Annotated in this window: 11 protein-coding genes; 3 read left to right on the forward strand and 8 right to left on the reverse strand. The window is 56.7% G+C overall.

Features of this window, described 5'->3' with window-relative positions:
- Positions 1-15: 15 nt before the first annotated feature.
- On the reverse strand, positions 16-1,083 hold the full coding sequence (gene recA / locus ACR0K5_RS06850) for a recombinase RecA (RefSeq protein ID WP_480628962.1): 1,068 nt from the start codon (positions 1,081-1,083) through the stop codon (positions 16-18).
- A gap of 192 nt (positions 1,084-1,275) precedes the next feature.
- Here recA and ACR0K5_RS06855 point away from each other — a divergent pair, with 192 nt between their 5' ends.
- Positions 1,276-1,869: a sulfotransferase family 2 domain-containing protein gene (locus ACR0K5_RS06855; protein ID WP_480628963.1), complete on the forward strand. Its 594-nt coding sequence runs from the start codon at positions 1,276-1,278 to the stop codon at positions 1,867-1,869.
- 5 nt (positions 1,870-1,874) lie between these two features.
- Here ACR0K5_RS06855 and ACR0K5_RS06860 read toward each other — a convergent pair whose 3' ends face one another.
- Complete coding sequence (locus tag ACR0K5_RS06860) at positions 1,875-3,389, reverse strand: ATP-binding protein (RefSeq protein ID WP_480628964.1); 1,515 nt, start codon at positions 3,387-3,389, stop codon at positions 1,875-1,877.
- On the opposite strand from ACR0K5_RS06860, the gene ACR0K5_RS06865 reads away from it, so the two are divergent.
- Positions 3,298-3,639 (forward strand): hypothetical protein, encoded by a 342-nt coding sequence (locus ACR0K5_RS06865; protein WP_480628965.1) that lies wholly within the window; start codon positions 3,298-3,300, stop codon positions 3,637-3,639. The genes ACR0K5_RS06860 and ACR0K5_RS06865 overlap by 92 nt on opposite strands.
- 635 nt (positions 3,640-4,274) lie before the next feature.
- On the opposite strand, the gene ACR0K5_RS06870 is transcribed toward ACR0K5_RS06865, so the two are convergent.
- On the reverse strand, positions 4,275-5,432 hold the full coding sequence (locus ACR0K5_RS06870; protein ID WP_480628966.1) for an RsmB/NOP family class I SAM-dependent RNA methyltransferase: 1,158 nt from the start codon (positions 5,430-5,432) through the stop codon (positions 4,275-4,277).
- 93 nt (positions 5,433-5,525) lie between these two features.
- A complete protein-coding gene (guaB, locus tag ACR0K5_RS06875; RefSeq protein ID WP_480628967.1) occupies positions 5,526-6,974 on the reverse strand; it encodes an IMP dehydrogenase in 1,449 nt (482 codons plus the stop codon).
- A 218-nt stretch (positions 6,975-7,192) separates the two neighbouring features.
- Here guaB and ACR0K5_RS06880 point away from each other — a divergent pair, with 218 nt between their 5' ends.
- Positions 7,193-9,241, forward strand: a complete 2,049-nt coding sequence (locus ACR0K5_RS06880) for an ASKHA domain-containing protein (protein WP_480629357.1) — start codon at positions 7,193-7,195, stop codon at positions 9,239-9,241.
- Positions 9,242-9,294: 53 nt separating this feature from the next.
- On the opposite strand, the gene ACR0K5_RS06885 is transcribed toward ACR0K5_RS06880, so the two are convergent.
- Genes ACR0K5_RS06885 through ACR0K5_RS06900 form a run of 4 tightly spaced genes read right to left on the reverse strand, consistent with a single transcriptional unit; the run spans position 9,295 to position 11,918 of the window.
- Positions 9,295-10,401: an alpha-hydroxy acid oxidase gene (locus tag ACR0K5_RS06885; protein WP_480628968.1), complete on the reverse strand. Its 1,107-nt coding sequence runs from the start codon at positions 10,399-10,401 to the stop codon at positions 9,295-9,297.
- Complete coding sequence (gene comE, locus ACR0K5_RS06890; RefSeq protein ID WP_480628969.1) at positions 10,401-10,955, reverse strand: sulfopyruvate decarboxylase subunit beta; 555 nt, start codon at positions 10,953-10,955, stop codon at positions 10,401-10,403. Before comE ends, ACR0K5_RS06885 begins: the two co-directional genes overlap by 1 nt.
- Positions 10,952-11,458, reverse strand: a complete 507-nt coding sequence (gene comD / locus ACR0K5_RS06895; RefSeq protein ID WP_480628970.1) for a sulfopyruvate decarboxylase subunit alpha — start codon at positions 11,456-11,458, stop codon at positions 10,952-10,954. The genes comE and comD overlap by 4 nt, the downstream gene beginning before the upstream one ends.
- 49 nt (positions 11,459-11,507) lie before the next feature.
- Positions 11,508-11,918, reverse strand: coding sequence for a universal stress protein (locus ACR0K5_RS06900; RefSeq protein WP_480628971.1), 411 nt, complete (start codon positions 11,916-11,918; stop codon positions 11,508-11,510).
- Positions 11,919-11,920 lie beyond the last annotated feature (2 nt).

An 11,920-nucleotide genomic window follows, 5' to 3' on the forward strand; every position in this document is an offset into this window, starting at 1 on the left:
CCCCGTCAACGGCCATTAGGCTTCGAGGATGTCATCATCCTCGGCGGCCCCCGGTGGCATGTCAAAATCCAGCCCGTGAGCCGCTCGAATCTTGTCTTCGATGTCCAAGGCTATACGGCTGTTGTCACGCAGGTACTGTTTCGCGTTCTCACGCCCCTGCCCGATCCTCTCATCGCCGTAACTGAACCATGACCCTGACTTCTCGACCACACCGGCTTTGACACCCAGGTCCAGCAGCTCGCCCATCTTGCTGATGCCTTCGCCATACATGATGTCGAATTCCACCTGCTTGAAGGGCGGTGCGACCTTGTTCTTGACGACCTTGACGCGCGTCTGGTTGCCGACAACTTCGTCCCGGTCCTTGATCGCGCCGATGCGACGGATATCCAGACGAACAGAGCTGTAGAATTTCAGTGCGTTGCCGCCGGTGGTGGTTTCGGGGCTGCCGAACATCACGCCGATTTTCATCCTGATCTGGTTGATGAAAATAACCATACAGTTCGAGCGGCTGATCGAGCCCGTCAGTTTCCGCATCGCCTGACTCATCAGGCGGGCCTGTACGCCAACACTGCTGTCCCCCATATCGCCTTCCAGTTCGGACTTCGGCGTCAGCGCCGCAACCGAATCGACCACGACCATGTTGACCGCACCAGAACGCACAAGCGTATCGGTAATCTCCAGCGCCTGCTCACCGGTATCGGGCTGCGAGATCAGAAGTTCATCCAGATCAACGCCCAGCTTGCGGGCATATTGTGGGTCCAGCGCGTGTTCGGCATCAACAAAGGCACAGACACCGCCGCGCTTCTGCTGTTCAGCGATACAATGCAGCGTCAGCGTCGTCTTACCCGAGCTCTCGGGGCCATAAATCTCAACAATCCGGCCCATCGGCAGACCGCCAATTCCCAACGCGATGTCCAAACCCAGCGAGCCGGTCGAGCTTGCTTCGATATCCTGCTTGGCACCTTCGCCCAGCTTCATGATCGAGCCTTTACCAAACTGCCGTTCGATCTGGGCCAGCGCACTATCGAGCGCCTTTTGCTTGTCTGCGTTTTTCTTGTCGCTCATTGTCAGAAGATCCGCCATTGTCCTGTCGCCTTCCCTTTTGTCACACCCTTGATCGGGCGGCAATCGCTGCTTTGTTCGCCTCTTGTTCCTTATGGGACCAAAAAGAGAACATTTCAATAAAAACTTACAAGGTTTAATCTCCTGCAATTGTGTTAAAGAGTCGTTTACGACAATCTACTCGCATTGCCGGATGACAATTGGAGCAATTAAATGCTTGTTTTCTATGAGGAACGCCTTGCTTTCCTTGCCGTTCCGAAAACCGGCAGTACGGCTTATCACACAGCGTTGCGGGATCGGGCAGATATTGTCGTCACACACCCGCCCGAACTGAAACACGCGCCGGTGCGCAGGTATGACAGATTTTTTCAGAACATGTTTCTGAAGATGTACGATACCGAGATGGAGATCATGGCCGTTGTGCGTGAACCCATTGATTGGTTGGGGAGCTGGTATCGATTTCGCGGCCGCGCAGATCTGACCGGTCACCCCCATTCAACCCGAAACATGAGTTTTGACGCATTCGTGCAGGCGTATATGAAAAACCCGCGTCCTGAATGTGCCGATGTCGGCAGCCAGAGCCAGTTTTTCCGTACCCGCAGCAATGGCCGCGGCGCCACTCACATCTTTAAGTATGAACACCAGGACAAGATTCTGGACTTCCTGCAAGCGCGCCTGAATGTACAAATCGACCTGCCGCATGAGAACATATCACCGCCGGGTGACCTGACATTATCGCCGGACACACTGCAAAGATTTCGAAACAGGCATTCCGAAGAATTCGCGGTCCATGGCGCTGCCTTATGAGACATTCAATTCAGCTGCTGAAAAACTGCCTCGGTCAACTGGTTGAGTGAAAACGGTTTCGGCAGGAAGGTTGAGTTGGTGATTTCGGGTTCCGAATTCCCAAATGCGCCTTCTGTATAACCCGACACGAAAACCACACGCGCGTCGGGGCGCGATTCCAGAGCTTTGCGCACCCATGTCGGCCCATCCATACCGGGCATGACCACATCAGTTACAAATACATCGACATTCAACGACGAATCCTCAAGCAGCCGCAGCGCTTCTTCTGCCGAATCTGCCTCCAACACCGTATAGCCCTTAAGCCGCAAGGCCCGGGTCGCGAAGGCGCGGACCGGGGCTTCATCTTCGACCAGAAGTACCACGCCCTCTCCTTGCCGGGCGGTTTGTGCTTCGGGCTTCGCCGGTTTTTCCAGTTCAGTCTCAGCGACCGCGGCGCAGACCGGCAGAAATACCGTGAATTCGGTGCCTCGACCCACTGCGCTGTCTACAAAGATGAAACCGCCCGTCTGCTTGACGATGCCGTAGGCCGTGGAAAGCCCAAGTCCTGTGCCTTCGCCTGTTCGCTTTGTCGTGTAGAACGGTTCGAAAACCTTTTGCAGCTTGTCAGAAGGTATCCCTACGCCGCCGTCCACGACCCTGACCGTAACATATTCCCCTGGCGGTACGGTTGCCCTGTCACGTGTGAGCGACTGCGACAGGTTCAATACCTCGGTCTCGATACGAATCTCGCCCCCTTCAGGCATGGCGTCCCGCGCATTGACAACAAGATTCATCAGCACCTGTTCCAACTGTCGTTTGTCTGCCCGTACCGGCTTTAACACAGGATCGTGGCTGAGGGTCAGTTGAACTTTTTCGCCAACCAATCGGTTCAACAAATGAATGAGGTCCGAAATCGTGTCCCGCAAATCCAGAACTTCAGGCCTGAGGGTCTGTTTCCGCGAGAACGCCAGAAGCTGACTGACCAGTGCAGCGGCCCGATTGGCATTCTGATTTATCTGCACCAGATCCCCATAGTCCGGATCATTCTGATCGTGACGCAACAACAGTAGATCGCAATGCCCGGAAATGGCTGTCAACAGGTTGTTGAAATCATGCGCGACGCCACCTGCCAGCTGGCCCACGGCTTGCATTTTCTGCCCTTGAACGAATTGAGCTTCCAGCGTTTTCAACTCGGTTGCATCATTCAGGACCGCGATCAGACAAACCTTGCCATCGACAACTACACGGCTCAACGTAACCTGAACAAAGATCTCTTTGTCTTTTCTGGTGAGCTGTAGAAACTCAGATCGTTGCGCGTCCTCTTCCGAGGTTGTGCGCGCAAGCCAATCCAGAATGGGGTGCCCCAGGCCCCGCATGATATCCGTGATATTGTTGCCTTCAAGGTCTTCATTTCCCAGCAGCTTGTTCGCCAGCCTGTTGGTATTCAGAATGGTTCCACTGGGAGAAAGGGTAAGAACCGGAACAGGAAGATCCGCAAAAGAGGTACTGGTCCCAGGCGCAGGCGTTCGGGTGAGCGGCACCAAACCAAAGCTTCGCTCTTTGCTGGAACGGGACAACTCAGCCACAGCGACCGAAATCAATCCATCACGCGACTTGACTATATTGGCGGCTCCGATCTGCGGATCACTTTCACTGAAAATGTCACAAACCCGTCCGGGTCGCGATCCAAACAACCTTTCCGCCGCCGGGTTTACCTGCACGGCATCTTTCGCACATCCCATGGTTAGAACCGGCAACCTGAGCGACTGCCAGTTTCCCTGTTCCTCCTGACGAAACCGCCAACAAAATATATCCGGGGCCAATTGAAAAACGGATATGCAATTCGTTTTTCCCCTGCTTGGATAGTCTTCCCGAGCCCGTCCGAACGACCGGGCCTGAGATTGCAACCTCAACAATACCGCCTGAGGGGTCGAGAAGGTCGAACCAAGGCAGCAAGCAAGGCAACCGCCCTTTTCCGCCCCGAACAGTGTTCGCGCCGGTGTGTTGGACGCCAGAATGTCGCCATACGCATTAGCGATCAGGAAAGGAGATTCGTCCTGTTCTGCAAACGCGGCCATGAGGGCAGTGGTTTGCTGCGCTGATCTGGTGTCCAATTGTCCCTTGATCACGAAACACAAAACGACCATCAGCAAGGATATGCCCGTCACCGTCAAACCCACAGCCCAATCCGGCGGCAAGATTCCTATTGTCGGCGCCAGGCTGATCAGAACGGCCAAACATACCAGCGACCCAAGCCGAAATGTTGATGGCATGTTGGAAAGTGAAGGGTCTCGAATGAGGTCAACTGTGTCAGACATAAACGGCTCAGGTGTAAAGATATCGGCAATAACGATATAATTGGTTAATACCCGCTTAACGTATTCGGAAAAGCGACCATCTACCTAAGGTTGTTATTTGCCGTAAGCTTAACGCGTCAAGTGTGACGTAAAGAACCCGTCAGACTCGTGTGTTACGTGCCACGTATTTCGAAAGATCTCTTTCCATTCGGTGTGGCCAGTCAAAAAGTTGTCGATGACGGAAGCGTTTTCATCCGTCAAAACCGAACAGGTCGCGTAAACCAATGTGCCCGCCGTTTGCACCAAAGGTGCGACATCCGTCAGGATACCACTCTGAAGGGTTGTAAGCTCTTGCAAACGGTCTTCGGTCAGCGCCCATTTCCCGGCTGGCGCGCGCCGCCATGACCCGCTGCCGGAACACGGCGCGTCCGCCAATACAACATCAAACGGTGCATGGCGCGACAGATCATCACTGGCCAGCAAGGTAATCTTTGCCCCAGCTCTGTCCGCACGGGCCGGGATGTCTTTCATTCGGTTCTTGTTCACATCGTGCGCGAAAACCTCAACGCCGTCGCATGCTGCAAGCGCCAGAGCCTTGCCCCCACCACCCGCGCAATAGTCCAGAACACGCATCCCCGGCTGCAAAACCACGGCTGCCACGACCGCCTGACTTGCCGCATCCTGAAGCTCGACAAGACCCTGAGCATACGCCTGGCTTTGCGAAATACGTCGAGCCCCCTCAGTCACCTCCAGCGCCGTCTCGCACACCCTTGTTGGCCGCGCGGATACACCATCGGTTTGCAGAGCATCGATGGCCTGGCTTACGTCCGTTTTCAGTAAGTTGACCCGTAAATGGACGGGCGCGCGATTTTGCAGCGCCTTCGCAGAAGACACCGTTTCGTCATTCATCGATGAAACAAACCGGGGCCACAGCCATTCCGGAATATCGTATCTTTCGGCGTCTGACGCGAAGTCCTGCGCGGCTTCCGTTTCTTGCACAGGCATCGGGGCGTGCCGGTTGCCTGTGAACAAATCTGCCAGATCTGCACCGTTTGCTCGCGTTGCTCCGATCATCAAACCGCGTCCGGTCGCCGAACCACCCCGTGCAGCATACGATCGTTTGCAACGCAGCGCGTCAAACACGTGGTCACGAATGGCAGCCCGGTCCTTGGACCCCGCAAAACGGCTGCGCCGCGCCCATCCGGTCAGCGCTTTCTCAACTGGCGACCCGGCCAGAATATCATCCAAAATTTCAATCGAGGCCTGAACACGGGCAGCGGGGGTCATCTTAGAATACCTCGGCAAAAAACGGGCCTGAACAGGATGACCCAAAAGCGATGCGGCACCCGTGTTCAGGTGCCGCATCACGCATTCAATGACTTACATTACCCGGTAGTTCGGGCTTTCACGGGTGATCTGTACGTCATGCACGTGGCTCTCTTTCAGACCTGCACCCGTGATCTTCACAAAGTTGCAGTTCTTGCGCATCTCTTCGACAGTCGCGCAACCGGTATAACCCATTGCGGCGCGCAAGCCGCCAACAAGCTGGTGGATCACGGCACTGGCCGAACCTTTGTAGGGCACCTGCCCTTCAATGCCTTCCGGCACCAGTTTGTCATTCGCTGCATCTTTCTGGAAATAGCGGTCGGCTGATCCGCGCGCCATAGCGCCCAGGCTGCCCATTCCACGGTAGGATTTGAACGAACGGCCCTGATACAGGATCACCTCGCCTGGGCTTTCATCGGTGCCTGCGATCATCGACCCAACCATGGCACAAGAGGCTCCGGCTGCGATCGCCTTGGCAAAATCGCCCGAGAACTTGATGCCACCATCAGCGATTACCGGCACGTCACCCGCCGCTGCCGCACAATCGCTGATCGCGGTCAACTGAGGTACCCCAACGCCCGCTACCATCCGCGTGGTACAAATCGAACCCGGACCAATGCCCACCTTGATCGCGTCGGCACCAGCATCAATCAACGCTTTGGTCGCCTCACCGGTTGCCACGTTCCCAGCAATGATCTGCACCTCGTTCGACAGGGTTTTGACCCGCTTCACAGCGTCCAACACGCCCTGAGAATGACCGTGCGCGGTATCAACGACAATGATGTCGACGCCCGAATCCACCAGTTGCTCGGACCGTTCGAACCCGGCATCACCGACAGAAGTTGCTGCGGCCACCCGCAAACGGCCAAGACGGTCCTTGCAGGCCGTCGGGTTCAATACGGCCTGTTCTGTATCCTTCAGCGTCAGCAGACCGGTCAGCTTACCTTCACCATCCACAACCAGCAGTTTTTCGATCCGGCGGGCCCGCATCAGGCTTTTGGCTTCTTCCAGATCAGCGGGCTCTTTCAGCATCGCCAGATTGTCCGAGGTCATCATCGCTTTGATCGGCGTATCATCGGACGTGGCAAAGCGCATATCCCGGTTGGTGACAATGCCAACCACGCGGCCATCTGCTTCGACAACCGGGAAACCGGTGAAGTTGTAACGTTCGACCAATGCCTGAGCATCCGCCAGTGTTTGATCGGCACGAAGTGTTACAGGGTTGTACACGATACCGGATTCGAACCGTTTGACCCGGCGGACTTCTCTCGACTGTTCTTCGACGGACAGGTTCTTGTGAATGACACCGATCCCCCCCGCCTGTGCCATGGCAATGGCCATGCGCGCCTCGGTCACGGTGTCCATGGCCGAACTCAGCAGCGGGATGTTCATGGTGATCTCGCGTGTTACACGCGTGGTCGTATCCGCCGTTGCCGGCAGCACAGAAGATGCGCCCGGAACCAGGAGAACGTCGTCAAAGGTGAGTGCCTCACGAATCTGCATCTGAATACCCCATGCAAAAGCCCGTTTGGCGGTGACCCTATTGCATGGATTGAACCAAAGGAAAAGCCCTTGGGGGCAACTCTGTGGCTCTCGTTACCGATGCAGCCGAAGAAAACGACGTTCGCCATGCAAATCGTGCCGCTGTTAGCCCTTTCCCTTTACGCTTAAACCCATATCTTGCCCGGAATACGCGCGAATACAAAAAAGGTATGTCACTGATGACCACCGACCCTCTTGTCGTCTTTACCCCGTCCGGCAAACGTGGGCATTTCCCCGTCGGCACCCCTATTCTGACGGCAGCCCGTCAGTTGGGGGTGGATTTGGATTCGGTCTGTGGGGGTCGCGGCATCTGTTCCAAGTGCCAGATCACTCCCAGCTATGGCGAGTTTCCCAAGCACGGCGTCACGGTGTCCGAGGACGCGCTGAGCGAATGGAACGCGGTCGAGCAGCGCTATGACGAAAAACGTGGCCTGAAACCGGGTCGTCGTCTGGGCTGCCAGGCTTCGGTTCAGGGGGATGTCGTGATCGACGTACCGCCGGAAAGCCAGGTGCACCGGCAGGTCGTGCGCAAGGCAGCCGCCGCGCGCGCCATCACCATGGATCCGGCGACGCGTCTATATTTCGTTGTTGTGGAAGAGCCAGACATGCACTCGCCCACCGGCGATCTAGAGCGGCTGGAGCGCGCGTTGCGCGAACAGTGGAAAATCGAAGCAGTAACAGCAGACCTGTCGCTGTTGTCTAAGTTGCAACCCGTTCTGCGCAAAGGGAAATGGGAAGTTACAGTGGCTGTACATAAGGGCCACAAAGACAGCGTAGCGCGCATTGTCGAAGTTTGGCCCGGCCTGCATGAAAGCGGGCTGTACGGTCTGGCCATCGATCTCGGCTCGACCACCATTGCTGCGCACCTGACCGATCTGGAAACCGGCGAGGTCAAGGCATCTTCGGGCCTGATGAACCCTCAGATCCGGTTTGGTGAAGACCTGATGAGCCGCGTCTCATATTCCATGATGAACCCCGGCGGCGATCAGGAAATGACAAAGGCGGTGCGCGAAGCAATCAACGATCTGACCACCACAATCGCTGATGAGGCCGGTATTGACGCCGCGCTGATCGTGGAAATCGTGTTTGTCTGCAATCCGGTCATGCACCACCTGTTGCTGGGTCTGGACCCGGTCGAACTGGGTCAGGCACCGTTCGCGCTGGCAACGTCAGAAAGCATGTCCCTACCCGCGCGTGAGATGGACCTGACCACCATGAATCCACGCGCGCAGGTCTATATTTTGCCATGTATCGCAGGCCATGTGGGGGCCGACTGTGCGGCGGTTGCCCTTTCGGAAGAGCCCGGCAAGTCCGAAGATCTGGTCCTGATCGTCGATGTTGGCACCAACGCCGAAATCCTGTTGGGCAATACCAGCCGCGTTCTGGCCTGTTCCTCACCCACCGGACCTGCTTTCGAAGGAGCTCAGATCAGTTCCGGCCAACGCGCAGCACCCGGCGCAATCGAGCGGATCGAAATCGATCCTATCACAAAGGAACCTCGCTTCCGTGTCATCGGATCCGAGAAGTGGTCCGACGAAGACGGCTTTGATCTGGACATCGCGACCACCGGTATCACCGGCATCTGCGGTTCGGGCATTATCGAGGCTGTGGCTGAGATGCGCATCGCTGGCCTGCTGGACGAAGGCGGTCTGATCGGGTCTGCCGCGCAAACCGGAACCGCACGCTGTGTGCCCGAAGGCCGCACCAATGCCTACCTGATCCACGATGCCAGCGCCGAAGGTGGCCCGCGCATCACCGTCACCCAGGGCGATATCCGCGCCATCCAACTTGCGAAATCCGCTTTGTACGCCGGTGCGCGCCTGCTGATGGATGAAATGGACGTCGAAAAGGTGGATCGCGTGGTTCTGGCCGGTGCGTTTGGTGCACATATCTCGACCAAGCACGCCATGGTGCTGGGGATGATCCCCGATGCGCCGCTGGAGAAGGTCTCAAGCGCAGGCAACGCAGCAGGCACCGGTGCGCGGATTGCACTCTGCAATATCGGATCGCGAGCCGAGATCGAACGCGTCGTGCGCGAGATCACCAAGATCGAAACCGCCATTGAGCCGAAATTCCAGGATCATTTCGTGGCCGCCAACGCGATCCCGCACAAAACCGATCCGTTCCCGGAGCTGGCGCAAGTGGTCACACTGCCCAACCCGAGCTTCAATACGGGCGGCGGCGAGGCCGAAGCGGGCAGCGGACGTCGCCGCAGACGTCGCGGTTAAACCGGTGGCAGAACGACTCGTGGAAACACCTCGGGTCGTTCGCACGAAATACGTCAATTAGTGTTCTGCAGTTCGTCCAGCGAGGTGACTCCCAGCTGGGCCATGGCGATGCTCATTTCATCGCTGAGTACTGACCATAACTGTTCCAGCCCCTCTTCCCCTTCAGCAGCAATTGCGAATTGCAGAATGCGTCCGAAAAAGGCGAAATCCGCACCGTTTGCCAAGGCCTTTAGGACATCCTCACCCGAACGTAACCCACTGTCGTAAAACAGTGGGAAATCCGGACCTACCGCCTTGCGAATATCCAGCAAAACGGTGATCGGCGCAGGCGCGCTGTCCAACTGGCGTGCGCCGTGGCTTGATATCTGAATGGCATCGACACCCGCTGACTTGAGCCGTTGTGCGTCCTCTGCATCCAAGACACCCTTTACCACCAGATGTCCCGGCCATTGATCGCGCAATTGGGTCAGTGTGTCCCATGTGGCCTTCCCCCGACTTTCGGTGCGGTCAAATTCGTAACCGTCCGTCAGAAAGTTGGCCATTTCCGGCTTACCTTGAAACAGCGTCGAAAGCGACCAACCGGGATGCAGAGCAAAATCCAGAACCTGCTTCGGTCCCATTTTGAAGGGCATCTTGAACCCGTGGCGCAGTTCGCGCGGGCGGCGACCGACCTCGGGCACATCTACTGTCAGCACAAGCGTTTGATATCCAGCAGCCTTTGCACGATCGACCAGCTTGAACGTGCCGCTGCCATCGCCGCTGAAATAGAGCTGAAACCAGGCGTTACCCTGCGCTGCTTCGACGAGTTCCTCCATAGCGGTCGATGCAACAGTTGAAACACCCAGCGGCACCTCATACCGCGCCGCAAGGCGGGCGAGCATCAAATCCGCGCCGGGGGCCGACAAATTGCACATACCCATCGGGGCGATACCAAATGGGCGTTTGGCGGGTCGGTCGAACAAGGTACAGCTGAGTGACCTTTCGCTAACGTCTCGCAAGATACGCGGGCGCAAAGTCAACGCATCCAAAGCGGACCGATTGCGGCTGGCACCGACTTCGGCCCCGGCAGACCCGTCTATGTAATCGAACACCATCCAAGGCAGACGCCGCCGCGCCAGGCGGCGGGCGTCCTCAGCACTGTGAATAGCGCTGGATGGCATCAGGCCTGCACGGCCTTCATGAATCGGTCGCGGATTACCACCGGGTCCATGGTGATGACCGGCATCTTGGCATTGCCGCTTTCACACTTGGCGACGATGATGGTCATCTGTTTGGCATCCAGCGCCTCTTGAAGCTCGCGGCCCGTGTCTTCGGCCTGACATTCAATAACGCGATCGCACCCGGCGGCCTCGGCCATTTTGGCCAAAGAAGTTTTTTGCCCGGCATAGGTCGGCTGATCCCCGGTCGATCCATAAGAGCCATTGTCGATGATCAGCAGGATGTAGTTGTCTGCAACGTTATTGGCGATGGTTGGCAACGTGCCCAGATTGGTCAGGATAGACCCGTCCCCATCAATCACGATCACCGGTTTGGGCTGCGACAGCGCCAGACCCAACCCTATGGATGAGGCCAATCCCATTGTACCCAGCATGTAAAAATTGGTCGGCTGATCGTCGATGGCATGCAACTCCTGGCTGGGAATGCCGATATTGCAGACAACCAGTTGATCCCGCAGGATCGGAGCGATTTCCTTGAGAATTTCAGAACGGATCATTGGTCGCCGTAGCCTCCCCAGAAGTTGGCGTCGGTCAGAATGGCGACCGGCTTGTTGCACATGAAAGTGTATTTCAGGATCGCATCCAGTTCTTCCACATCCGACTGGTGGTGGAAGTGGTAGGTCGGGATGTTCATCTGCGCCAACAGCGCTTTGGTATGCACGGCCATTTCAACCTGACAGGCTACCGGTTCACGCAGCTCTCCGCGATACGAAATTAGCATGGGCAAAGGCATCCGGTAGAACTGGATCAAAGTGGCCAGCGTGTTGATTGTCACGCCAATGGCCGTGTTCTGCATGATGATTGCGGGTCGCTTGCCGCCCATCCATGCCCCGGCGCACAGGCCCATTCCTTCGTCTTCCTTGTTCGAAGGGATATGGAAAATCTCGTCACGCTTGTCGATCTCGTCGATGACACCTGCCAATTGCTTGCAAGGAACGGTGGTGACAAACGAAATATCGTTGGCCACCAGATCGTCAGTGATCTTTTTGTCTATGTTCATGATCCAGCTGTTGGTCCTGTTTGGGGCGCTAGAGGCGCGTTTCACGAAATCACGCCCTTCGGTGCACGTGCACGGCACAAGGGGCATGGCGGACGACGCGCGAGGCGGTCGATCCAAGGAAGTAGTCGCTCAGGTCGGGTTTGTGCGAGCCGATTACGATGCAGTCCACATCGTTGGAGGCGGCATAATCAATGATGGTTCGTGCAGTGTGACCTTTGACGATTTCGGGTTTCACACCGTCCAGCCCTTCGACCTTTTGAAGCAATGTCCGTCGCGCGCGCTCGAAAGCTTCCGCAACCGTGGACTTGTCCAGATAAGCACTGACCGATCCCTGAGGCATCTCGTAGACATGCAACGCTGTGATTTCGGTGCCGTTTTCCGACAAGGCACGTGCGACTTCCAGCGTGTGCTGCGATATGCCGTGATCCAATGCCATCGGGACAAGGACTTTTTTGTACATGG

This window comes from Ruegeria sp. AB9, from assembly GCF_056542585.1.

Bases quoted from the DNA above. Each gene is read 5' to 3' on its own strand.
- comE (WP_480628969.1), bottom strand. From the start codon at position 10,955: ATGATCCGTTCTGAAATTCTCAAGGAAATCGCTCCGATCCTGCGGGAT.
- ACR0K5_RS06885 (WP_480628968.1), bottom strand. From the start codon at position 10,401: ATGCCATCCAGCGCTATTCACAGTGCTGAGGACGCCCGCCGCCTGGCG.
- ACR0K5_RS06900 (WP_480628971.1), bottom strand. From the start codon at position 11,918: ATGTACAAAAAAGTCCTTGTCCCGATGGCATTGGATCACGGCATATCG.
- recA (WP_480628962.1), bottom strand. From the start codon at position 1,083: ATGGCGGATCTTCTGACAATGAGCGACAAGAAAAACGCAGACAAGCAA.
- ACR0K5_RS06865 (WP_480628965.1), top strand. From the start codon at position 3,298: ATGGTTCCACTGGGAGAAAGGGTAAGAACCGGAACAGGAAGATCCGCA.
- comD (WP_480628970.1), bottom strand. From the start codon at position 11,458: ATGAACATAGACAAAAAGATCACTGACGATCTGGTGGCCAACGATATT.
- ACR0K5_RS06880 (WP_480629357.1), top strand. From the start codon at position 7,193: ATGACCACCGACCCTCTTGTCGTCTTTACCCCGTCCGGCAAACGTGGG.
- guaB (WP_480628967.1), bottom strand. From the start codon at position 6,974: ATGCAGATTCGTGAGGCACTCACCTTTGACGACGTTCTCCTGGTTCCG.
- ACR0K5_RS06870 (WP_480628966.1), bottom strand. From the start codon at position 5,432: ATGACCCCCGCTGCCCGTGTTCAGGCCTCGATTGAAATTTTGGATGAT.
- ACR0K5_RS06855 (WP_480628963.1), top strand. From the start codon at position 1,276: ATGCTTGTTTTCTATGAGGAACGCCTTGCTTTCCTTGCCGTTCCGAAA.